Source organism: Pseudomonas sp. KSR10 (assembly GCF_022355455.1).
In the GTDB taxonomy this organism is placed as follows: Bacteria; Pseudomonadota; Gammaproteobacteria; order Pseudomonadales; family Pseudomonadaceae; genus Stutzerimonas; species Stutzerimonas stutzeri_E.
On record NZ_JAKOEN010000015.1, the window covers coordinates 129,823 to 152,508 of the forward strand.

Genomic DNA, 22,686 nt, shown 5'->3' on the forward strand with positions numbered 1-22,686 from the left:
CCGTGCGCCCGGTAAGGGTCTGGAAAGGTTGCCCGTCCGATAGTGACTCCCTAAGCCGCAAGTCGATGGCCAGTTCGCTGCGTGATGACGACTGGCTGCGCTCATGTAGGAAGGGAGAATGCCGCATTGAACTCATCGTTGAGTCTGACCTGGGGCGTGCTGACAGCAGCTGTGCTCGCTGGCTGCGCGACCATCGAGCAGGCACCGACACTCGGCAGCGCCGATGCGCCCGTGGCCACCCAGTGGCATGCACCCCGTGCACACGGGGGCGAGCTCGTTGATCTGGCGCAGTGGTGGGGACAATTCGACGACCCGCTGATGCTGCGCCTCATCCAGGATGGACAGGACGCCAGCGCGACGCTTTCACAGGCCATCGCACGTATCGCTGACGCCCAAGCTGCACGTGTCTCTGGGCTGGCTGCTCTGTTGCCTTCGCTGGATGGAGCCATCGAGTCGAGCCGTGGACGGTCCGAAGTGGCAGCGCCGGTGGGCTCGATGGCATCGGTGGGCCTTCAGGCCAGCTGGGAGCTGGATATATTCGGTGCCAATCGAGCTGGAGCCGGCGCTGCACAGGCGCAGCTGGAAGCCAGTTTGGCCGAATGGCATGACGCTCGGGTGTCGGTCGCCGCCGAGATCGCGACGACCTATGTCGAGTTCCGGGCTTGTGAAGCCCAGGCGGTGCAAGCCGAACTCGATGCACAGTCACGCAATGAAACCGCACGCCTGACCGATCTGATGGCCGCGAGCGGTTTTCAATCGCCGGCCGAAGCTGACCTGGCCCGTGCGAGCGCGGCCCAAGGGCGGGTGAGTCTGGCTGAGCAACATGCGCAATGCGAATATCTGATCAAGTCGCTGGTTGCGCTGACCGCCCGGAACGAGGTGGCGCTGCGACGCGACCTTGACGCAGCCAGCGCGCGGATGCCGCAGCCTGCCGAGTTTGTCGTCGCGACGCTGCCCGCTCAGGTACTGGCGCAACGCCCGGATATCTTTGCGGCTGCTCGTGACGTCGTCACCGCTAGCGCTGAGTCTGTTCAGGCGCAGGCATTGCGTTGGCCGCGCGTCACCTTGAGCGGGGAAGTCGGGCGGACACGTGTATCCGAGCAGGGCAGCGTTAGCACCAGCGGTACCGTCTGGAGCGTCGGCCCGGTTGCGGTGACGGTACCTCTGTTCGATGCCGGTACGCGTCGAGCCAACGCTGAAGCTGCCCAGGTGCGCTACGACGTTGCCAAGGTCGTTTACGCCGACCGCTTGCGTAATGCCATACGAGAAGTCGAAACGGCGCTGGTGTCGCTGCAGAGCACCGCTGCGCGAAGTGACAACGCACGCGACGCCGCCGAGGGATTCGAACGTTCGTTCCAGGCCTTCGAAGCACGGTACCGGTCGGGTAATGCCAGCCTGTTCGAACTGGAGGATGCCCGTCGCAGCAGGGTGAATGCGCAGATCTCCTTCATCGAACTGCAGCGCGAGCACGTCACCAGTTGGATCACGCTGTACCGAGCGGTTGGTGGTGGCTGGTCGTCCGCGGCGTTGGACGACATCACCGGCCTATGACCGCCACACAACCATCGCCTTATCGATCGCCGCTCCGACCACGTCCCGGCCGCAACGTTAAACCAGGATTATGACCCGTATGAAAAGGACAACTCGCCAGACCGTTTTTATCGTAACGGTAGTGGTCACCACGGTCGCCATGACGATGGGGGATATAGCCGCCTGGGACCGCCGTGACGCGATTCAGGAGGATGAGCCGGTCGCGAGGCCTGCGCTCACGGTGGCCGTTACCTCGCTCGAAACCACCACGCTGCCCAATCAGATCCCGGCGAATGGCAACATCCAGCCGTGGCAGGAGGCGAGCATCGGTACCGAGGCCGATGGCCTGCGCCTGGCCGAGGTCAGGGTGAACGTGGGCGATCTGGTCACACGCAATCAGCTGCTGGCGACCTTTGCTTCCGATACCGTCACGGCCGAACTGGCGCAGAGCAGTGCCGCCACCGCAGAAGCACAGGCGGCACTCGCCGAAGCCGAGGCCAATGCCCAGCGGGCGAGGGAGCTGCAAAACAGCGGCGCCTTGTCGGCCCAGCAGATCAATCAGTACGTGACGGCTGAGCGCACCGCGCGAGCACGCCTGAAGGCTGCGGAGGCAACCGAGCAGACCCAGCGCCTTCGCCTGGCTCAAACCCAAGTATTGGCGCCGGACGACGGCATTATCTCGGCGCGCAGCGCCACCGTGGGAGCAGTTCTGCCTGCCGGTCAGGAGCTGTTCCGTTTGATACGCGGACGGCGGCTCGAGTGGCGCGCCGAGGTCGCCGCGGCGGACTTGGCTACGTTGCGACCGGGCCAGCCCGCACAAGTCAGGCTGAGCAATGGCGAGGTGGTAGAAGGGCGGTTGCGCATGGTCGCGCCAGTGATCGACACGCAAACCCGCAATGGATTGGTCTATGTCGACTTGCCGCCAGACAGCCCGGCACGTGCTGGTATGTTCGCGCGAGGCGAGTTTGTGGTGGGCACGGATCAGGTGCGGACCCTGCCGCAGAGCGCCGTGCTGTTGCGTGACGGGTTCAGCTACGTCCTGCGCGTCGGACCTGATTCAACAGTGGCAAAGGTCAAGGTGACTGTGGGGCGGCGGGTAAAAGACCGCGTCGAGATCACGGCGGGTCTTGATACGGACGGCCAAGTGGTACTGACGGGAGGCGGGTTTCTAGGCGACGGCGATCTTGTGCGAGTCGTCGAGGAGCAGCCTGCCTTGAGTCAGGGCGAGCAGGTTTCCAGTGGAGCAGCCAAGCCCGTCAGCCTGTACATGAAGGGGGATGCCCGATGACTCTTAACGTTTCGTCCTGGTCGATCCGAAACCCGACGCCGGCCATCCTGCTCTTCATATTGCTGACTTTTGCGGGCCTGATGGGCTTTGCCTCGATGAAAATCCAGGAGTTTCCCGACATCGACTTGCCGATGATCACCATCACGGCGGAGCTGCCCGGCGCGTCCCCAGCACAGCTTGAGAACGATGTTGCGCGCAGGATCGAGGACTCGCTCGCCACCGTGCAAGGCGTCAAACACATCCAGAGCACCCTGACTGACGGTACCGCGGATATCGCGGTCGAGTTCCGCCTGGAGAAGTCGACCCAGGAAGCGCTTGATGATGTCCGTGACGCGGTGTCCCGAGTACGCGCCGACCTGCCGGCCGATCTACGCGACCCGGTGATCAAGAAGGTCGAAGTCTCGGGCTCGGCGATCCTGACCTACACAGTCGCCTCGACACGGATGGATGACGAGGCCCTGTCGTGGTTCGTCGACCATGACATCAGCAAGTCTTTGCTTGCGGTGCCCGGGGTGGGAGCGGTAACCCGGGTTGGCGGTGTCACCCGCGAGGTGCGCATCGCCCTGGATCCGACGCATCTGCTGGCTCTCAATACTACGGCGCTGGACATCTCCCGTCAGTTGCGTCAGATCCAGCGGGAGGCATCCGGCGGCCGTGTGACCCTCGGTAGCGGTGAGCAGATGGTGCGCACCATCGCTACCGTTCAATCCGCCGAGGAACTCGGCGCGCTCGAGATCACGCTCAGCGATGGTCGGCGAGTCAGGCTCGACCAGGTCGCCACGGTATCCGATACGTTCGCCGAACGCCGATCGGCTGCACTCCTGAATGGTGAGCCCGTGGTCGGTTTCGAGATTGTACGTGCGCGGGGCGCCGGTGAGGTCGAGGTGGGCGCGGGCGTTCGGGCGGCACTCGACACGCTCAAGGCCAAGCACCCGGACATCACCGTCACCGAAGCCTTCAACTCCGTCGATCTGGTGATCGAGAACTATGAAGGCTCCATGCGCCTGCTGTATGAGGGCGCTGCGCTCGCCGTGCTGGTCGTATTCCTCTTCCTGCGTGACTGGCGGGCAACGTTTGTGGCCGCCGTAGCGCTGCCGCTGTCAGCGATTCCCGCCTTCGCCGTAATGTATTGGATGGGCTTTACGGTCAATACCGTGACCTTGCTGTCGTTGTCACTGGTTGTCGGCATTCTCGTCGATGACGCCATCGTTGAGATCGAGAACATCGAACGCCATCTACGGATGGGCAAAACGCCGTACCAAGCCGCGATGGAGGCGGCCGATGAGATCGGATTGGCCGTCGTGGCGACCACCTTTACGCTTATTGCGGTTTTTCTGCCCACGGCCTTCATGAGCGGTACGGTCGGTAAATTCTTCGTGCAGTTCGGTTGGACCGCAGCCATTTCGGTTTTTTTCTCGCTGCTCGTCGCGCGCATGCTGACGCCTATGATGGCGGCGTATTTGCTCAAGGCGCCAAAGCAGCATGACGAACCCGAGCCGGGATGGATGAGCTTGTATCTATCGCTTGCGCGCTGGTGCCTGCACCACCGCGTTCTGACCGTCACAGGCGCGGCGGTATTCTTCGCGGGTGGCCTGATGCTCGCCGCCTTGTTGCCGGGTACCTTCATGCCGCCAGACGACGATTGGCAGACGCAAGTAACCCTTACGCTCGCGCCGGGAAGCACCATGGACGACACGCTGGTGCTCGCCGAGCGAGCACGCAGTATCGTGGCGCAACATCAGCACGTGCAGATGGTTTACGCCGGGATTGGCGGTGGCAACACTAGCGGTGACCTGATTGATCCGTCCGGCAGCTCGGCAGGCGATGTTCGCATCGCGGTGCTCACCCTCAATCTGACTCACCGTAACGATCGCCCCGGGCTGACCAAGCAGCAGATCGAGAGTCAGCTGCGCAAAGCGCTTGCTGCATTGCCCGGCGTGCGTATCAAGGTCGGCATGGGCGGATCGGAAAACTACGTGCTGGTGCTGGCAGGCGAAGACGGTCGGGTATTGAGCCGGCACGCCCAGCAGGTGGAGCGGGAGCTGCGCACCGTTCCCGGGGTGGGCGCCATTACCTCGACCGCGAGCCTGGTTCGCCCCGAACTGATTGTCCGGCCTGATTTCGCACGTGCTGCCGACCTGGGTGTTACGTCCACTGCCATCGCCGACACCCTGCGCGTCGCCACGACCGGGGATTACGATCAGGATCTCGCCAAGCTCAGCTTCAGCAATCGGCAGGTTCCCGTTGTGGTACGGCTGACTGACGCCGCCCGAGCAGACTTCGATACGCTCCAACGCCTTCCCGTACCCGGTGCTCGCGGACCGGTGCCCCTGGATAATGTCGCAACGCTCGAGATCGGCAGCGGCCCCTCCGAGATCACCCGCTATGATCGGATGCGCAACGTCAATTTCGAGATCGAACTCAATGGCCAGCCTTTGGGCGACATCGAGCAGGCGGTTCTGGCACTACCGAGCCTCCGTAATCTGCCAGCAGGCGTAGTCCAGACGTCGGTTGGAGACGCCGAAGCCATGGGCGAGCTTGCGAGAGGATTCGGCCTGGCGATGCTGACCGGCGTGCTATGTATTTACGTCGTGCTAGTCCTGCTCTTGAAGGATTTCCTGCAGCCGCTGACTATTCTGGCCGCACCGATGCTTTCAATTCCCGGAGCCTTCGTTGCGCTTTACCTGGGCGGAACGGCGTTGTCGATGCCGGCGATGATCGGGCTGATCATGCTGATGGGCATCGCTACGAAGAACTCAATTCTGCTGATTGACTACATCATCCTCGCACGCCGCGACTTCGGGCTGTCGCGATGGGACGCTATCATCGATGCCTGCAGCAAGCGTGCACGTCCCATCATCATGACGACGATCGCCATGGGCGCAGGGATGATGCCGGTGGCGCTGGGGTGGGGCGTCGACCCGAGCTTCCGCTCTCCGATGGCAATCGTCGTGATAGGGGGGCTGATAACCTCGACCGTGTTGAGCTTGCTGGTCATCCCGGTGTTATTCAGCTACGTGGATGACTTCGTCGGCTGCCTACGCAAACTCAAGGGCAGCCCCGATGCCGATCCGACGGGCCTCGCTGGGCCCAGCGGGTCAGTGCCGTAGCGTTGCTTACTCGGAGCATCTGGCCTCTCGATAGCTCATCCCTTGAATCGAAAAGGCGCGCGACAAAGTCTAACGAAACGGCGCGGTCACTTGAGCCGTTGTTAGGGGCGTTCTAGCATGCGTATACGCTGAGTCCGATGTTTCCCGGACATGAATGCGGAATTTGCGCTCGCAGGTTATCGAGGCTGAGCGCTACTGAATGTTTGGCGATAAGTCGGTCAGAGAAACTTTCGCAGCACGGCCGCAAAGGCGACGAGATTATAGCTTGCTGCCCGCAGCAACCCAGGCCCTGAAATCCTCACGGAGGCAGCGGCAGACATGCCTTCGGCGCAGTGATCGATCCGTAGGAGTGTGATGTGGAATCCGTAGAGCCAGAGGTATTCGTACAGGTCAATGACGTCCTGTGTAGATTTTTTCTTTGCTTCGATCAGCGTGATTGGCCCTCAATGGTCGATTGCCTTGGGCCTGAAGTGGCAATTGACTATGTGTCCTCTGGGCGGGAGCGGCCGACGACGATGACTGGTCGTGATTTCGTCAGTCGTCGGCAGAATGCCGCAGACACCTTGGCGAAACACCACAGTTTTTCCAACCTGTTAATCACTCCAGGGCCAGACGCAGGAATTGTCCGAGCGCGGTGCAACTACCTGATTCTTCGGTTTGACCTTTCCCAGGAGCGTCCGGATTCAGGCGAGGATTTCTTCCATTCATGCGGAGGCTACGAGTTCGAGCTTTCCGACCTGGAGGGCGAATGGAAAATTTCTGGCATCAAGCAGGATGCTCTTCGCAGCTGGGGTAACGCGAGCCTGCACGGTGGCTCGGCGAAGGCTAACGGCTAGATGGGATAGTGATTTCTGGATCGGAGGCCGTCATGGTTATTTTGGCTGCTGCGGTTCCCGTGTTGGCACATCACTGAGCGGCCGTTCTATCGAGCGGCGTTTGACGTATTGCCGAACCCAGGCAGGTTCGTAGGTTAGCTGGCTGAACATCTGGCCGTGCGGTTCAGCATACCGCGACGGTATGGAGCTATCTCGGGTTCGTGCTGTTGAATGCATGTCGACAGCGTGCTTGAGTAGCGCCGATAGCGCACGGCTATGGTTGCTATGCGATTCGCAGAAAAGCAAACGCCCCGAACCAGTCGGGGCGTTTGCTCATCTTCCGCTACTCATGCAGACGGCGTTAACCGTCTGTAAGGCGGACATGCATGGCTCAGCGCATCAAACCGCAACCACGTCGATCTTCGCCTTGGCCGCGGACTCACGGAACTCGGCGATCTGATCGAAGCTCAGGTAGCGGTACACGTCCGCTGCCATGGTATCGATCTGCGCGGCGTAGACCATGTACTCCTCGACGGTCGGCAGACGACCGAGAATCGAGGCGACTGCTGCCAGCTCGGCAGAGGCCAGGTACACATTGGTCGCATCGCCCAGGCGGTTCGGGAAGTTACGAGTCGAGGTGGAAACCACTGTCGAACCGGTTTCGACCCGAGCCTGGTTACCCATGCAGAGCGAGCAGCCCGGCATTTCCAGGCGCGCACCGGCGCGACCATAGATGCCGTAGTAGCCTTCTTCGGTCAGCTGATGCTGGTCCATCTTTGTCGGTGGTGACAGCCACAGACGAGTCGGCAGGGAGCCTTCGACCTTGTCCAGCAGCTTACCTGCAGCGCGGAAGTGACCGATGTTGGTCATGCAGGAACCGATGAACACTTCATCGATCTTCTCGCCCTGTACGCTCGAAAGCAGACGGGCGTCGTCCGGGTCGTTCGGCGCGCACAGAACTGGCTCGGTGACTTCGGACAGATCAATTTCAATGACTTCGGCGTACTCGGCGTCGGCGTCGGCGCTCATCAGCTTCGGATCGGCCAGCCAGGCTTCCATGGCCTGGGCGCGGCGCTCAAGGGTACGGGCGTCGCCGTAGCCTTCGCTGATCATCCAGCGCAACAGGGTGATGTTGGACTGCAGGTACTCGGCGATAGCCGCTTCCGGCAGCTTGATGGTGCAGCCTGCAGCCGAACGCTCGGCAGAGGCGTCGGACAGCTCGAAAGCCTGCTCGACGGTCAACTCGTTCAGTCCTTCGATCTCGAGAATACGGCCGGAGAAGATGTTCTTCTTGCCCTTCTTCTCGACAGTCAGCAGGCCTTTCTGGATGGCGTAGTAGGGGATCGCATGAACCAGGTCGCGCAGGGTGATGCCAGGCTGCATCTTGCCCTTGAAGCGAACCAGTACCGATTCCGGCATGTCCAGCGGCATCACGCCGGTGGCCGCGGCAAAGGCGACCAGACCGGAACCGGCCGGGAAGGAAATACCCATCGGGAACCGGGTGTGCGAGTCGCCACCGGTACCGACGGTATCCGGCAGCAGCATGCGGTTCAGCCAGCTGTGGATGATGCCGTCGCCTGGACGCAGGGAAACACCGCCGCGGGTCATGATGAAGTCCGGCAGGGTGTGATGCGTGGTGACGTCGATCGGCTTCGGATAGGCCGCGGTGTGGCAGAACGACTGCATCACCAAGTCAGCTGAGAAGCCCAGGCAAGCCAGGTCCTTCAGCTCGTCGCGGGTCATCGGGCCGGTGGTGTCCTGAGAGCCAACGGTGGTCATCTTCGGCTCGCAGTAGGTGCCCGGACGCACGCCTTTGCCTTCCGGCAGACCGCAGGCGCGACCCACCATCTTCTGGGCCAGGGTGTAGCCCTTGTTGCTTTCAGCCGGCGCTTCCGGCTTCTTGAACAGGTCGGACGGGCCCATGCCCAGCTCGGCACGTGCTTTTTCGGTCAGGCCGCGACCGATGATCAGCGGAATACGGCCGCCGGCGCGTACTTCGTCGAGCAGGACGTCGGTTTTCAGCTGGAAGGTGGTGACCAGCTCATCGCTGCCATGACGACGGACTTCGCCCTTGTAGGGGTATACGTCGATCACGTCACCCATGGCCAGATCCGAGCAGTCGAACTCGATCGGCAGGGCGCCTGCGTCTTCCATGGTGTTGTAGAAGATCGGCGCGATCTTGGTGCCGAAGCAGAAACCGCCGGCACGCTTGTTCGGTACGTTCGGGATGTCATCGCCGAAGAACCACAGCACCGAGTTGGTGGCCGACTTACGCGAAGAACCGGTACCGACCACGTCGCCGACGTAGGCGACCGGGAAGCCCTTGGCTTTCAGTTCTTCCATCTGCTTGAGCGGGCCAACGGAGCCAGGCACGTCAGGCGTGATGCCGTCGCGGGCCATCTTCAGCATGGCCAGAGCATGCAGCGGGATGTCCGGGCGCGACCAGGCGTCCGGTGCCGGCGATAGGTCGTCGGTGTTGGTTTCGCCGGTGACCTTGAATACGGTCAGGGTAACTTTCTCGGCAACAGGGGCGCGGTTCTTGAACCATTCGCCTTCGGCCCAGGATTGCAGGACGGCCTTGGCGTTCGCATTCCCGGCCTTGGCTTTCTCTGCTACGTCATGGAATGCGTCGAACATCAGCAGGGTGTGCTTGAGTTGTTCGGCGGTGGCGTCGGACAGTTCCGGGCTGTCCAGGAGGTCGACCAGCGTGACGATGTTGTAACCGCCCTGCATGGTGCCCAGTAGCTCAACGGCGTGTTGCTTGCTGATCAGCGGCGAGCTGGCTTCGCCCTTGGCGATGGCGGCGAGGAAACCGGCCTTGACGTAGGCGGCTTCATCCACGCCCGCAGGAACGCGGTTGGTGATCAGATCGAGGAGGAATTGCTCTTCGCCGGCTGGCGGATTTTTCAAAAGGTCGACCAGGCCTGCGGTCTGCTCGGCGTTCAGCGGCTGGGGCACGACGCCCTGGGCGGCACGCTCTTCTACGTGTTTGCGATAGGCTTCAAGCACAGTTTTATACCCTCATCATTGGTCCCTTGGGTGTCTCGGGACGCGCATCCGGAAGCTGTTTTCAAAGTTTTACGCCGGTTTCCGGGTGCGCAGGTTAGAGGGATCTGCGCACCCGGTAGGTAGCCGGTCAACTGTGCTCGTGACGCTTTGAAAACAGCTTCTTGCGGATTGTTGCGCCTAAAACGGCGGGCCGATTCTACTGGAACAGGCCCGCAAAGTTAAGTGAAACGCCGTGACCATCGAATCTGGTGCGTCCTGCCGGGCTGTTGCGAAAACGCGCTGGAGTACCGCAGGGCGCGGGATGCACGGCCATGGGCGGGTGCCCAGGTGGATTCTTCCGTGACCCGGCTTGGACAAAAGTCTAAGATGCGGCGCTGTTCTCCGATCCACCGCCCGTTATGTCCAATCAGCGCATCAAAACCCCTTGTGTGGGCCTCTGTTCCACTGTTTACGGTGATCTCGTCTGCCGTGGCTGCAAGCGTTTCCATCACGAAGTGGTCAGCTGGAATGCCTATGACGAGGCGAGCAAGCGCTCCGTATGGCTGCGGCTGGAACAGCTCCTGGCGCAGGTGATGGCTGCCAAGCTGGAAATCTTCGATGCGGAGCTGTTGCGCCGCCAACTGGAAAGCCGACAGATCCGCTTCGTTGCGGAACAGTCACCCTACTGCTGGGCTTATCAGCTTATCGCTAGGGGCGCGCGGGTGATTCAGCAGCTCGACGCCTATGGCGTAGTCTTGCTGCCTGAGTTTCGCGACTGGTCTCTGCCCGAGCTTCGCGATGCTATCGACCGGGAGTTTTTTCTTCTCTCAGAGGCGCACTATCAGCGCTATATCGCGCCAGGGTTTTTGGGCGAGATCAGCGGCTAGCGGCCGCAGCGGCGGTAGCACTGCTCTCGCCGGGGATGGGCGCGCCGGGCCGGTTACCGACGTGCCAGTTCTTCCAAGTGATCGATGATACCTTTCGGCTTGAGCACCAGGACGTCACTTTCCAATGTATCGAGCACCACTTCTGCCGTATTGCCCATCAGTGCGCCGGAAAAGCCCGTGCGGGCTACCGTGCCGATAACCGTCACAACGGCTTGCAGCTCGTGGCAAACGCGAGGAATCAAGGCATCGGCCGGACCCTCCTCGATATGGAGATGGCTATCCGGAATGCCGAACTCGGCCTGGAACTGCTTACAGGCATCGCGATAGCGCGCTTCGATGGTTTCCTTGAGCTGGAAAGCGGGATCGGCCGCCGAGAGCATGGCCGACGGGTGGGCACTGATGACGTGCAAGCTGCCTTCGGCAAGTGAGGCGATATCGTAGCCATGATTGACGATGCTGGCATGGAGCGTGCGATGTTCGAGATCGGCGTTGCCGACGTCGACCGCGGCAAGCACCGTGCCGCCGGTCCAGGGCGCTTCGGTCTTGGCCATCAGCACAGGGCAGGGGCAGTAACGCAGTAGTTTCCAGTCGTCCGGCGTCAGCAGTGCGCGCTTCAAAGGAGAGTCCGCGATGTGCTGCTTGATCACCAGATCACAACCTTCGGCTTGCTGTACCGCAATGATCGTCTGGTGAAGATTTTCATGCCAGGCCTGATGAACGGCTACGGTCTGCCCCTGATCTTCCAGTTCTGCGCGAAGCCTGGCGAGGTATTCGCTGTGTTCATGCTTGCCATCGCAGACCAGCAGATGCAGTTTTGCCTGACTGACGCTGCCGATCAGGCGCGCTCGTTTCAGTGCCAGGTTGTCGGGCAGGTTTGGGTCGATTATTACGAGGATGCTGCGAATGGCTTGCATGATCGGCTCCGTTTCCGGTTTCGTAATGTCTTCACTATAGCTAAGGCAACCCATTTGGTTGTGACGCAAATCAACCCGCACTGGCCGCAGGAAATTCGGCTCGTATAATGCCCGTCGTCCGCGGCTTCGAATCGCGGTATCGCCGCCGTTCACCTCTTATTGCGAATACACCTCACCATGCTTCCCGAATTGAACGAGTTTCTGGGCTGTGCAACGCCTGCCGCCTGGGTCGATGTTGCACTGCAGAACCAGGACGTAATGCTCATCGATCACGGCAACTGCGAGAAAAAGGCCGCTGGCGCGGCCTTCCAGCTGATGTTCCGCTATGTCGACAAGCCCGATCTGCAGAACAAGATGTCGCGCCTGGCGAGAGAGGAACTGCGACACTTCGAGCAGGTGCTGTCGATCATTCGCAAGCGCGATATCGGCCTGCGCAACATCGGCTCATCACGTTACGCCGCCGGATTGCGGGAGTTGGTTCGCAACCATGAACCTTATCGGCTCACCGATACCCTGGTGATCGGGGCCTTTATCGAGGCGCGGTCTTGCGAGCGCTTTGCGATGCTGGTGCCGCACCTGGATGAAGAGCTGGGCAAGTTCTATCACGGTTTGCTGAAGTCCGAGGCGAGGCATTTCCAGGATTATCTGAAGCTGGCGTATCTCTACGGCGATGCGTCAGATATCGACGCGACCATCGTTCGGGTCCGTGAGCGCGAGCGCGAGCTGATCGAAAGCCCGGATGACGAGTTTCGCTTTCACAGCGGTGTACCGAGCGCCGCCTGATTCGCTCAGTCCAAGTCGAACGGAGCTTGGTGAAAGCCTGAGTCATCGATCTGCAGCGCCCAACCCTGGCGATCCCAATCACCTAGCACTATACGTCTGGCGGCTTGATCGTCGACTTGGAACGAGTGCGTAGCGGGGCGGTGGGTGTGGCCATGAATCAACGTGCGGACCTTGTGTCGTTGCATGATCCTGACTACCTCGTCGGGCGTCACGTCGACGATGTCGCTGGCTTTCATGCGTGTCTCCTGCTTGCTGCTGGAGCGCAGCTTCTGCGCCAACCTCTGACGCTTGGCCAGGGAGAGGTTGTGCAGGATGAACAGGCTGATCGGGTTGCGCAGCCAGCGCCGTAGCCGCATGTAGCCTTCGTCTCGCGTGCACAGACTGTCGCCGTGCATCAGCAGTACTCGCTCTCCGCCAAGCTGCGCGATATGCGGATCGGCCAGGAGCGTACACCCGGCCTCTCGGCTGAACGCCTTGCCGATCATGAAGTCACGGTTGCCGTGCATCAGATAGATTTGGGTTCCCCGCTGGCTCAAAGCCTTCAGCGCTCCGGCTATGTCGTGCTGATAGGGCGTCATGCCATCGTCGCCGACCCAGACCTCGAAGAAATCACCCAGGATGTAGAGCGCCTCGGCCTGGGGCGCTCGTGTGTCGAGGAAGCGAAGAAACGCCCGGGTGATATCCGGGCGTTCTTCTTCCAAGTGCAGGTCGGAAATCAGCAGGATCAATGCGATTACTCGACGATCTCGGCTTTCTCGATAACCACGTCGTCCACCGGCACGTCCTGATGACCTGACTTCATCGTGGTGGGAACGCCCTTGATCTTTTCGACCACGTCCATGCCTTCGACCACTTCGCCGAACACGGCGTAGCCCCAGCCTTGAACGGTTGGCGCGGTGTGATCGAGGAAGTCGTTATCTTTGACGTTGATAAAGAACTGCGCGGACGCCGAATGTGGCTCCATGGTGCGGGCCATGGCTAAGGTGCCCGTCTTGTTGGAAAGGCCATTGTTGGCTTCGTTCTTGATCTGGCCACGGGTAGTTTTTTGCTTCATGCCTGGCTCGAAGCCGCCGCCCTGAATCATGAAGTTGCTGATGACGCGGTGGAAGATGGTGCCGTCATAGTGGCCGGTCTTCACATATTCCTTGAAGTTGGCGGTGGTTTCAGGAGCTTTGTCTTCGAACAACTTGACGGTGATGACGCCATGATTGGTGTGGAGTTTGATCATTGGAAGCCTTCCTTATGATAAAGAGTTAGAAATTGCGTTGCGATTGCGCAATTGGCGCGGTCGCCCCGGAGACTCGCTGCTGCGGCGCAGTGCGCAGCAGGGCGCTTTGCGCTGTCAGGGGGTTGATGGGTCCGCTATGATAGGTGCTTTGTTTTGGCCGGCCTACCCTGAGAGAGCGTTTACAAATTACTGCGCTCGGCCATGCTGCGTTGAAATCAGCCTCAAATGCTCGTGTACTACTTGTACATTCCGCTTTTTCGACTGATTGATTCGCGGCGCTCACCCTTCGGGCCAGCCTTTGGCTGTTACTCCCGATGGTCGTTGCGCCTTGCCCGACTATTTTTGTAAACCTCTCTGAGCCGCACACTCGCAGATCGTTAAGGACACCATGAGCAAGCCTGAGACTACCGCAGCCACCAACTTTCTCCGCCCGATCATTCAGGCCGACCTGGAATCGGGCAAGCATGCCAAGATCGTCACGCGCTTTCCGCCCGAGCCCAACGGTTATCTCCATATCGGCCACGCCAAGTCGATCTGCCTGAATTTCGGCCTGGCCAAGGAGTTCGGCGGCGAGTGCAACCTTCGCTTCGACGACACCAATCCGGCGAAGGAAGATCAGGAGTACATCGATGCGATCAAGAGCGACGTCCAATGGCTCGGTTTCCAGTGGGCGGGTGAAGAGCGCTATGCCTCCAACTATTTCTCCCAGCTCCATGAATGGGCCATCGATCTGATCAAGGCCGGCAAAGCCTACGTCTGCGATTTGACCCCCGAGCAGGCTCGGGAGTATCGAGGCAGCCTGACCGAACCGGGCAAAAACAGCCCGTTTCGCGATCGCTCGGTGGAAGAAAACCTGGATTTGTTCGCTCGGATGAAGGCCGGTGAATTTCCGGAGGGCGCCAAGGCGCTGCGCGCGAAGATCGATATGGCCTCGCCGAACATGAACCTGCGCGACCCGATTCTCTATCGTATTCGTCATGCGCATCATCACCAGACCGGCAATGACTGGTGCATCTACCCCAGCTATGACTTCACTCATGGCCAGTCGGACGCCATCGAGGGCATCACTCATTCGATCTGCACCCTGGAGTTCGAAGATCACCGGCCGCTCTATGACTGGTTCCTCGAAAACCTCCCGGTTCCTGCGCGCCCGCGGCAGTACGAATTCGCCCGGCTCAACCTGAACTACACCATCACCAGCAAGCGCAAGCTCAAGCAATTGGTAGATGAGATGCACGTGAACGGTTGGGACGATCCGCGCATGTCGACGCTCACCGGCTATCGCCGACGCGGTTATACCCCGGCGTCGATTCGTTCCTTCTGCGACATGATCGGCGTGAACCGTGCCGGTGGTGTGGTCGACATCGGCATGCTCGAATTCGCAATCCGCGAGGATCTGGACGCCAACGCACCACGCGCCATGTGCGTGCTCAAGCCACTGAAGGTCGTCATCACCAACTACCCCGAAGGTCAGGTCGAGAATCTCGAGCTGCCTCGCCATCCCAAGCAGGACATGGGCGTACGCCAATTGCCGTTCTCCCGCGAGATCTACATCGACGCCAGCGATTTCGAAGAAGTCCCGCCGGCCGGCTTCAAGCGCTTGATTCCGGGCGGCGAAGTGCGTTTGCGAGGCGGCTACGTTATCCGTGCCGATGAAGCGGTTAAAGACGAGCACGGCCACGTCGTCGAGCTGCGTTGTTCCTACGACGAAAACACGTTGGGCAAGAACCCGGAGGGCCGCAAGGTCAAGGGCGTCATTCACTGGGTTCCGGCCGCCGAGAGCCTCGAGTGCGAAGTGCGTCTGTACGACCGTTTGTTCCGCTCGGCCAATCCTGAGAAAGACGAGGAGGGCGGCAGCTTCCTCGACAACATCAACCCCGAGTCGCTGGTGGTGCTCAAGGGCTGCCGTGCCGAGCCCTCGCTGGCCTCGGCCCAAGCCGAAGACCGTTTCCAGTTCGAACGCGAGGGCTATTTCTGCGTCGATCGCAAGGACAGTCACCCGGGCGCCATGGTGTTCAATCGGACCGTGACGCTGCGTGACTCCTGGGGAGGCCAGTAATGGCGTTGTCCATCTACAACACCCTGACCAAGGCCAAGGAGCCCCTCAAGCCGCTGGTCGACAACCAGGTACGCATGTACGTATGCGGCATGACGGTCTATGACTTCTGCCACATCGGTCACGCGCGCGTCATGGTGGCGTTCGACGTGGTCTCGCGCTGGTTGCGCCAGCGTGGTTATGAATTGACCTACGTGCGCAACATCACCGATATCGACGATAAGATCATCCGGCGTGCTCAGGAAAATGGCGAGGCCTTCGAGGCGTTGACCGGACGCATGATCGCCGCCATGCATGAGGACGAGGCACGACTCAGCGTCCTGCGGCCGGATCTCGAGCCGCGTGCCACCGAGCACATCGCCGGCATGCACAGCATGATCCAGACCTTGATCGACAAGGGCTTCGCCTACGCGCCGGGTAATGGCGATGTCTATTACCGAGTCGGCAAGTTCGTCGGCTACGGCAAGCTGTCACGCCGAAAGATCGAAGATCTCAAGATCGGTGCGCGCATCGAAGTCGACGAGGCCAAAGAAGATCCGCTGGACTTCGTGCTCTGGAAAGCGGCCAAACCGGGTGAGCCGAGCTGGGATTCGCCGTGGGGAGCGGGGCGTCCGGGCTGGCATATCGAATGCTCGGTGATGTCTACCTGCTGCTTGGGGGAGACCTTCGATATCCACGGCGGCGGTCCCGATCTGGTGTTCCCCCATCACGAGAACGAGATTGCGCAGAGCGAAGCGGCAACCGGCAAGCAGTACGCCAACGCCTGGATGCACGCTGGAGCGGTGCGTGTCGATGGCGAGAAGATGTCCAAGTCGCTGGGCAATTTCTTCACCATTCGCGAAGTGCTGGAGAAATACCAGCCGGAAGTGGTGCGCTACCTGCTGGTGTCAAGCCACTACCGCAGCCCGATCAACTATTCCGAAGACAGCCTGAAAGAAGCCAAAGGCGCGCTCGAGCGCTTCTACCATTCCTTGAGGGGCATGCCTGACGCGGCGCCTGCAGGCGGTGAGGCTTTCGTTGAGCGTTTCTCGGCGGCGATGGATGACGACTTCAATACCCCGGAGGCCTGTGCTGTGCTCTTTGAGCTGGCCCGCGAGGTCAACCGCCTGCGCCCGTCCGATCCGCAAGCCGCTGCCGGTCTGGCGGCGCGTCTGAAGGAGCTGGCCGGGCCGCTAGGTGTGTTGCAGCTGGAGCCGGACGACTTTCTGCAGGCCGGTGCCGCAGGTAAGGTTGACGCAGCTGAGGTGGAGGCGTTGATCGCCGCTCGCCTGCAAGCTCGTGCCGAGAAAAACTGGGCCGAGTCCGACCGCATCCGCGATCAGCTCACCGCCATGAGGGTCGTCCTGGAAGACGGCAAAGGTGGGACGACATGGCGGCTGGCTGACTGATTGCTGTCAAAAGGACAAAGGCCGCGTGTGCGGCCTTTTTCATTTGGGGCAACGACGCCTTCTGGCGGGCTCGTTGCTGCGCAGCGTTCAATCTAGGCGCTTCTGAATGCGGGATACCGAAAGGCCCAGCAGAATGGCGCAGAATACCAGCAACCACAGGGCTTCGTTCCATAGCTCGCCCATGCCGGCCTCGCGCAGCATGATGCCGCGGGTGATGCGCAGGTAATGAGTCAGAGGCAAGAGCTCGGCGATCCACTGGGCGGCTTTCGGCATGCCGGCGAAGGGAAACATGAATCCCGACAGCAGAATCTGCGGCAGGAATGTGAAGAACGCCATCTGCATAGCCTGGAACTGCGTACTGGCCAGGGTGGAAAGAAACACGCCAAGCGACAAGCTGGCGACGATGAACAGTAGCGAGGCGCCATAGAGCTCCAGCAGCGAGCCGCGTACCGGCACGGCGAACAGCCAGTGACCGACCAGTAGGATGACGCTGACTTGGATCAGGCCGATGCCCACGAAGGGCAGGACCTTACCGACGGTCAATTCCCACGGCGAGACTGGCGTGGCGATCAGCAATTCCAGATTTCCGCGCTCGCGCTCGCGTACCAGAGCGACCGCGGTGAATAGCACCATGGTCATGGTCAGGATCACGCCCAGCAGTCCCGGTACGGTGTTCAGAGGTGCCAGGCGTTCCGGGTTGTAGAAGTTGACCACCTCCACGGCTTGGCGGTTGCTCCAGCCAGGCAGCGGGTAGGCTGCCAGTTGGCGGGCCGAGGCTTGCACGCTCTGATCGGAGCCGTCGACCACCAGTTGCAGCGGAGGGCGGTCCTTGCGCTGCAGGCGTGCATTGAAATCCACTGGGACCACCAGGGCAGCGCTGATCCGGCCTTCGCGCAGCAATTGGTTGATCTGTTGCGGGTTGTCCAAGTGGTAGCGCAGTTCGATCACCTGGCTGGAGGCCAGTTCGGCGATGGCTTCGCGGGAGCTGGCGGTATTGGCCTGGTCAAGCACCGCCGCTTGGATGCCGCGCACGTCCATATTGATGGCGTAACCGAACAGCACCAGCTGCAAGAGAGGAATGCCGGCGATCATTGCGAAGGTCAGTCTGTCGCGGCGCAGTTGACGCAGCTCCTTAAGCACAATGGCGCCCAACCTGCGCAGGTTCATGGCGTGGCCTCCACGGGCTTGCGGGTGACGCTGACAAAGACATCTTCGAGATTGGCTTCACCGTCCCGCAGCTCGGCGGGTATGCCAGCACGCTGTAGCGTGGCTGCGATGGCCTCGCGCGTATCGCTGCCAGCACAGAGGACGCGGAGCACAGCACCGATCTGCGCCATTGCGAGCACTTCTGGGTGCCCTTCGAGCGCTCGCTGGGCTTGCCGTGGCTGGCGGCATTCGATCAACAGCGGGTGGCTGGGTAGCGCGTCCATCAGCTCTCGCGGGCTGCCGTCGGCAACCAGCCGGCCCGCGTCGAGAATGCCCAGGCGGGTACAGCGCTCGGCTTCATCCATGTAGTGCGTAGAAACCAGCAGTGTGGTGCCGGCATCGGCCAGTTCGAACAGTGATCCCCAGAACTCTCGGCGCGATTGCGGATCCACGGCGCTGGTGGGTTCGTCGAGCAGCAGCAAGTCGGGTTTGTGCAGCACGGCGCCGGCCAGTGCCAGACGCTGCTTCTGCCCACCACTCATGGTGCCGGCCATTTGCGAGCGCTGGTCGGTCAGCCAGTAGCGCTCCAGCAACTCCTCGGTACGCTGGTGGGCGTCCCGACGGCTCAGGCCATGGACGGCGGCGAGGAACTCCAGGTTTTCCATGACGGTAAGGTCGTCATAAAGGGAAAACTTTTGCGTCATATAGCCGATGCGGCGCTTCAGTGCTTCTGCGTCTCGAGGAATCTGGTAGCCGAGCACTTCGACTTCTCCCTCGCTGGGCTGCAGCAGGCCGCAGAGCATGCGAATGGTGGTGGACTTGCCACAGCCGTTGGGTCCGAGGAAACCAAACACTTCGGTGCGGCGCACGTTGAGCTCAAGATGGTCGACGGCGGTCAGCGTACCGAAGCACTTACTCAGGCCTCGGGCGCGTATCACCAGATCGTCATTGTTCATCATTCAACCGTTCTGCCCGTAGAGGCAGCCCGGCCGGTAGCCGCTGCGCCTCGGCACCTTCGAGCACCAGTTCGGCGCGGTAGGACAAGCGACTGGCGTCATCGCCCGTGAGTGCGTAGTAGGGCGTGAAGCTCGCCTCGCTGCGAATGCTACGCACATGTGCGGCGAACGGCTGGTCGACGCCTTCAACCCAGACCTGCATGCCGTCTCCAATGTGGATCTGCGCCCGCTGACTCGCAGGTATGAATACCCTCGCATAGGGCGCATCGCCCACCAGTAGACGGACCAGTTCGGCCCCAGCAGGCGGTTGGTCGCCTGTCTTGAAGGGCAAGGCATCCACCAGACCGGCACGGGGCGCTCGCAGGCTGAGATGCTCACGGCCAATCTGCAGGAGGTTCAGATTCGCGCGCGCGGCGTCTAGCGCGGCAGTGGCTTGGTCCAGGCGTTCCGTCCGTGTGCCGTTGGTCAACTCGCTCAGTTGCGCCTCGGCGCTGCGCACGGAGGCCCTGGCTTGATCCCGGGCGGCGCGCGAGCGATCCAGCTCGGCGATGGCGACCTGCTTGCGTTGATAGAGTGCAGCGATGCGCTGGAAGCTACGCTCGGTATCGGTCTGTTCCGCACGGCTCCTCGCCAACCGTGCGCGGGCCGCTTCGATGGTCTCGCTACGGGCGCCATTGCTCAATTCAGCGAACTGGGCGGCGGCCTGATCGACCTGTCCCCTGGCCTGGGCGATGCGGGCATCGTGGCGGCGCGCATCCAGCTCCAGCAGTAGCTGGCCGGCTGCCACATGATCGCCTTCGTTGACGTTCACGCTAAGCATGATTTCCGAGGCCTCGGCGGGCAGGCTGATCGAATCCCATTCCAAGGTGCCGAGGAGTTTGTCGTTTTTAGCTTCACAGCCGATAAGCCCGAGGAGTAACAGGGCGACAAGTAGTACACGGCTCATGTCAGACCTCCATGCCGCGTTCCATTAGGGCTAGGGTATGGTTGACGAGGGCTTCGTGGCCAACCTCCGGATTGGCAAATATGCCCCGCCAGATGGACTCGGCGGCATAGGGCAGCATGGTTACGCCAATCAGGGAAACCACCAGCAGGCGTGGGTCCAGCGTCGGATTGAGCGCTCCACGCGCCTGGGCGGAGGCAAATCGCTGAGCCAGCAGCAACGGCACCATAGGCGCGATCCGGGTGGTCAGTTGTGCGCGCAGCAGGCCGCCCTCGCAAAGGATCTCGCGCACCCACAACGGTGGTATCCATGGGTTGTGTCGCACCATTTCGCTCATGCTACGGACGAAGGTGCGAACCAGGCGCTGCGGGTCGTCGTCCGTGGATCGCAGCTCTTCGGCGATTTCCTGGACCAGTGGCAAAAAGCGTTCCTCGACCATGGCGTCGACGAGTTGCTGCTTGTTGCCAAAATAGTAGTTGAGCAACGCGGGAGTCACCCCGGCAGACTCGGCGATCATGCGCAGGCTACTGGCCTTGATGCCAGTGTGGGCGAACGCCTGGGTAGCAAGATCGAGTAATTGATCGCGCTGTACCTGTTGGTGCGAGGCCGGACGACCAGCAGTGCGGCGAGCTTTATGAGCTTTTGGCATATTTAATTAATCAGGTAATTAATTAATGTCGATGAAAGCATCATTCGCTCGATTGAACAAGCGTTGTGTATTTCGCTAGAGGCAGCGTTCAGGCTTTTATGCTTTCAGCCCTTGTTCACGTAGACGCTTGTAAAGAGTGTTGCGACTCATCCCGAGGTTGCGGGCCAAATGCGAAATGTTTCCGCGGCACGCGTGGTAATGGCTGGCCAGATCGTCGCTGGGGGAGGGAGTGGCTTCCACAGAGCGTGGCGTCGGTTGGGTCGGAGCGCGTTCCAGATCGTCGAAGAAGTCGTCGGGTAAGTGCTCGGGGCGGATCGGCTGATCGTCGGCCAGGACCAACGCAACCTGGATAACACTGCTCAGCTGCCGGATATTTCCCGGCCAGGGATGGCTGTTGAATAAGCGCTGCACTTCGGCGCTCAACCCGGCCCACTGCTGCGGTTCTCGATACTGTTCCCAGATTCGCTGGAACAGCGCCTGCTTGTCGCGGCGATCTCGTAAAGGCGGCAGTTCCACGCTGAGTCCGCTGACGCGGTAGAACAGGTCCTGGCGAAAGCGGCCATTCTCGACCTCCTGGCGTAGCGAGCGGTTCGTTGCGCAAATCAGGCGAAAGTCGACGGGGAAGGGCTCTCCGCCACCGAGCGGCTGGACGCTGCGGTCCTGCAACACGCGTAGCAGGCGCGCCTGGAGATTCAGCGGCATATCACCGATTTCGTCTAGGAACAGCACGCCTCGATCTGCCTTGCGGATCAAGCCGAGGCTGCCTTTCTGATGGGCACCGGTGAACGCACCTTTCTCGTAGCCGAACAGTTCGGATTCGATCAGTTCGCCGGGTATGGCAGCGCAGTTTACGGCGATCAATGGTGCCTTGGCCCGCGAGCTGGATGCATGCAGCGCCTTGACCAGGACTTCCTTACCGACACCCGTTTCACCGTGCACCAGAATCGGAACATCCTTTTCCAGCATGAGTCTGGCCTGGCGAATCACCTTGTTGACTTGCGGGTCGCCCTGGTCGATGCCAGCCAGGTCGATGGGTTGCTCCGGTCGAGCCATCGTGCGGAAGTCGCGCGGCTGCATGCGGGGTTTCTGCGGACGTCGCACGATGCCGTGAAAGCGATGGCGGCCCATTGCTCGCAACAGCAAGGGCTGGTCTTCGGGTTGATTGAGCAGTTGTAATAAGGGGACATCAAACAGCGTGTCGATGCGGGTCCGCGCCAGTGTCACCCCGAGCAGATTGTCGGCACGCCGGTTGGCCGAGACGACCAGACCGGACTCGTCGAATAGCAGTAGCCCGGCCCACTGGCTGTCGAGATTGTCCTGTCCGGTATTGAAGGTCAGCTGGAAATAGTCGTCATGGAACAGATTGAGGATCAGCCGATTCTCCACCGACTGGCTCATCATCTTGACCATGCCGAGCGTGTGCGAAGGGGGAAGATAGCTGTCGCTGGAGACGTCGAGTACGGCGATCAGCTGGCGCTGCGCATCGAAGATGGGGGAAGCCGCGCCGGAAAGATAGCGATTGGCCTTGAGGAAATGCTCGTCGCGCTGAATGTGTACGGCCTGCCCGCTGGCCAGTGCAGTGCCGATCGCATTGGTTCCGGTGTCGCGCTCCATCCAGCTCGCGCCAGGCTTGAATCCGCGCTGCTGTGCGGGTTCTACAAAGCGTCGATCGCCCCAGGATTCGAGCAGCTGCCCGCCACTGTCCGCCAAGAGAATCAGGCAGCTCGAATTCGAAAGGATGTTTTCGTAGTAGGGGAGCACTTCGCGCTGGGTGGTTTGCACCAGGCTGCGCTGGCGTTCCAGCAGCGCATCAATGTCCTGCTTTGCGGGTTGGCCGAAGCTGGGAATGCTGAGCGGGTTCAACCCGTAGCGCTCGCAGCGGTTCCACGAATCTTCCACCAGAGCCTGATGTGAGATGGACTGGGCTGGATCGGCCATGTTGCCTCTCTGAATGTGCAATTTATTGTTGTTATCGACGCTGACGCGGCTATCGGCTTTGAACAGT

Annotated in this window: 17 protein-coding genes; 8 read left to right on the forward strand and 9 right to left on the reverse strand. The window is 61.0% G+C overall.

Features of this window, described 5'->3' with window-relative positions:
• The first annotated feature begins 126 nt into the window (after positions 1-126).
• The 4 genes from MCB86_RS06400 (at position 127) to MCB86_RS06415 (ending at position 6,764) form a co-directional block, all read left to right on the forward strand.
• The gene (locus MCB86_RS06400; RefSeq protein ID WP_239610346.1) at positions 127-1,551 is read left to right on the forward strand and encodes an efflux transporter outer membrane subunit; all 1,425 of its coding nucleotides are present in this window, start codon (positions 127-129) and stop codon (positions 1,549-1,551) included.
• Positions 1,552-1,630: 79 nt separating this feature from the next.
• The gene (locus MCB86_RS06405) at positions 1,631-2,818 is read left to right on the forward strand and encodes an efflux RND transporter periplasmic adaptor subunit (RefSeq protein WP_239610347.1); all 1,188 of its coding nucleotides are present in this window, start codon (positions 1,631-1,633) and stop codon (positions 2,816-2,818) included.
• Positions 2,815-5,928, forward strand: a complete 3,114-nt coding sequence (locus MCB86_RS06410; RefSeq protein WP_239610348.1) for an efflux RND transporter permease subunit — start codon at positions 2,815-2,817, stop codon at positions 5,926-5,928. The genes MCB86_RS06405 and MCB86_RS06410 overlap by 4 nt, the downstream gene beginning before the upstream one ends.
• A 356-nt stretch (positions 5,929-6,284) precedes the next feature.
• Complete coding sequence (locus MCB86_RS06415; protein ID WP_239610349.1) at positions 6,285-6,764, forward strand: nuclear transport factor 2 family protein; 480 nt, start codon at positions 6,285-6,287, stop codon at positions 6,762-6,764.
• 378 nt (positions 6,765-7,142) lie between these two features.
• Here the strand turns inward: MCB86_RS06415 and acnB are convergent, their stop codons facing one another.
• A complete protein-coding gene (gene acnB / locus MCB86_RS06420; protein WP_239610350.1) occupies positions 7,143-9,752 on the reverse strand; it encodes a bifunctional aconitate hydratase 2/2-methylisocitrate dehydratase in 2,610 nt (869 codons plus the stop codon).
• 398 nt (positions 9,753-10,150) lie between these two features.
• On the opposite strand from acnB, the gene MCB86_RS06425 reads away from it, so the two are divergent.
• Positions 10,151-10,618: a DUF1289 domain-containing protein gene (locus tag MCB86_RS06425; protein WP_045162107.1), complete on the forward strand. Its 468-nt coding sequence runs from the start codon at positions 10,151-10,153 to the stop codon at positions 10,616-10,618.
• A 53-nt stretch (positions 10,619-10,671) separates the two neighbouring features.
• Here the strand turns inward: MCB86_RS06425 and MCB86_RS06430 are convergent, their stop codons facing one another.
• Positions 10,672-11,532, reverse strand: a complete 861-nt coding sequence (locus MCB86_RS06430; protein WP_045162109.1) for a universal stress protein — start codon at positions 11,530-11,532, stop codon at positions 10,672-10,674.
• A gap of 177 nt (positions 11,533-11,709) precedes the next feature.
• Between MCB86_RS06430 and miaE the strand changes: the two genes are divergently transcribed.
• On the forward strand, positions 11,710-12,315 hold the full coding sequence (miaE, locus tag MCB86_RS06435; protein WP_045162111.1) for a tRNA isopentenyl-2-thiomethyl-A-37 hydroxylase MiaE: 606 nt from the start codon (positions 11,710-11,712) through the stop codon (positions 12,313-12,315).
• Between the two features lie 5 nt (positions 12,316-12,320).
• Here the strand turns inward: miaE and lpxH are convergent, their stop codons facing one another.
• On the reverse strand, positions 12,321-13,043 hold the full coding sequence (gene lpxH, locus MCB86_RS06440) for a UDP-2,3-diacylglucosamine diphosphatase (protein ID WP_239610351.1): 723 nt from the start codon (positions 13,041-13,043) through the stop codon (positions 12,321-12,323).
• 5 nt (positions 13,044-13,048) lie between these two features.
• A complete protein-coding gene (locus MCB86_RS06445; RefSeq protein WP_239610352.1) occupies positions 13,049-13,543 on the reverse strand; it encodes a peptidylprolyl isomerase in 495 nt (164 codons plus the stop codon).
• Between the two features lie 388 nt (positions 13,544-13,931).
• On the opposite strand from MCB86_RS06445, the gene MCB86_RS06450 reads away from it, so the two are divergent.
• On the forward strand, positions 13,932-15,602 hold the full coding sequence (locus MCB86_RS06450; protein WP_239610353.1) for a glutamine--tRNA ligase/YqeY domain fusion protein: 1,671 nt from the start codon (positions 13,932-13,934) through the stop codon (positions 15,600-15,602).
• Positions 15,602-16,987, forward strand: coding sequence for a cysteine--tRNA ligase (gene cysS, locus MCB86_RS06455; RefSeq protein WP_239610354.1), 1,386 nt, complete (start codon positions 15,602-15,604; stop codon positions 16,985-16,987). Before MCB86_RS06450 ends, cysS begins: the two co-directional genes overlap by 1 nt.
• Before the next feature lie 87 nt (positions 16,988-17,074).
• Here cysS and MCB86_RS06460 read toward each other — a convergent pair whose 3' ends face one another.
• The 5 genes from MCB86_RS06460 to MCB86_RS06480 all read right to left on the reverse strand — a co-directional run bounded on the left by MCB86_RS06460 (position 17,075) and on the right by MCB86_RS06480 (position 22,619).
• Entirely contained in the window at positions 17,075-18,154 is a 1,080-nt protein-coding gene (locus MCB86_RS06460) for an ABC transporter permease (protein ID WP_239610355.1), read from the reverse strand.
• Complete coding sequence (locus tag MCB86_RS06465; RefSeq protein WP_239610356.1) at positions 18,151-19,092, reverse strand: ABC transporter ATP-binding protein; 942 nt, start codon at positions 19,090-19,092, stop codon at positions 18,151-18,153. Before MCB86_RS06465 ends, MCB86_RS06460 begins: the two co-directional genes overlap by 4 nt.
• On the reverse strand, positions 19,079-20,035 hold the full coding sequence (locus MCB86_RS06470; RefSeq protein WP_239610357.1) for an HlyD family efflux transporter periplasmic adaptor subunit: 957 nt from the start codon (positions 20,033-20,035) through the stop codon (positions 19,079-19,081). Before MCB86_RS06470 ends, MCB86_RS06465 begins: the two co-directional genes overlap by 14 nt.
• Position 20,036: 1 nt before the next feature.
• Positions 20,037-20,681 carry a TetR/AcrR family transcriptional regulator gene (locus tag MCB86_RS06475; RefSeq protein ID WP_239610358.1) on the reverse strand — a complete coding sequence of 215 codons (645 nt, stop codon included), beginning with the start codon at positions 20,679-20,681 and terminating at the stop codon, positions 20,037-20,039.
• A gap of 96 nt (positions 20,682-20,777) precedes the next feature.
• A complete protein-coding gene (locus tag MCB86_RS06480; RefSeq protein WP_239610359.1) occupies positions 20,778-22,619 on the reverse strand; it encodes a sigma-54-dependent Fis family transcriptional regulator in 1,842 nt (613 codons plus the stop codon).
• Positions 22,620-22,686: the final 67 nt, after the last annotated feature.

Coding starts and splice junctions, on each gene's coding strand:
- MCB86_RS06425 (WP_045162107.1), top strand. CDS start 10,151: ATGTCCAATCAGCGCATCAAAACCCCTTGTGTGGGCCTCTGTTCCACT.
- miaE (WP_045162111.1), top strand. CDS start 11,710: ATGCTTCCCGAATTGAACGAGTTTCTGGGCTGTGCAACGCCTGCCGCC.
- MCB86_RS06405 (WP_239610347.1), top strand. CDS start 1,631: ATGAAAAGGACAACTCGCCAGACCGTTTTTATCGTAACGGTAGTGGTC.
- MCB86_RS06460 (WP_239610355.1), bottom strand. CDS start 18,154: ATGAACCTGCGCAGGTTGGGCGCCATTGTGCTTAAGGAGCTGCGTCAA.
- cysS (WP_239610354.1), top strand. CDS start 15,602: ATGGCGTTGTCCATCTACAACACCCTGACCAAGGCCAAGGAGCCCCTC.
- MCB86_RS06465 (WP_239610356.1), bottom strand. CDS start 19,092: ATGATGAACAATGACGATCTGGTGATACGCGCCCGAGGCCTGAGTAAG.
- MCB86_RS06475 (WP_239610358.1), bottom strand. CDS start 20,681: ATGCCAAAAGCTCATAAAGCTCGCCGCACTGCTGGTCGTCCGGCCTCG.
- MCB86_RS06410 (WP_239610348.1), top strand. CDS start 2,815: ATGACTCTTAACGTTTCGTCCTGGTCGATCCGAAACCCGACGCCGGCC.
- MCB86_RS06450 (WP_239610353.1), top strand. CDS start 13,932: ATGAGCAAGCCTGAGACTACCGCAGCCACCAACTTTCTCCGCCCGATC.
- MCB86_RS06445 (WP_239610352.1), bottom strand. CDS start 13,543: ATGATCAAACTCCACACCAATCATGGCGTCATCACCGTCAAGTTGTTC.
- MCB86_RS06470 (WP_239610357.1), bottom strand. CDS start 20,035: ATGAGCCGTGTACTACTTGTCGCCCTGTTACTCCTCGGGCTTATCGGC.
- MCB86_RS06480 (WP_239610359.1), bottom strand. CDS start 22,619: ATGGCCGATCCAGCCCAGTCCATCTCACATCAGGCTCTGGTGGAAGAT.
- MCB86_RS06430 (WP_045162109.1), bottom strand. CDS start 11,532: ATGCAAGCCATTCGCAGCATCCTCGTAATAATCGACCCAAACCTGCCC.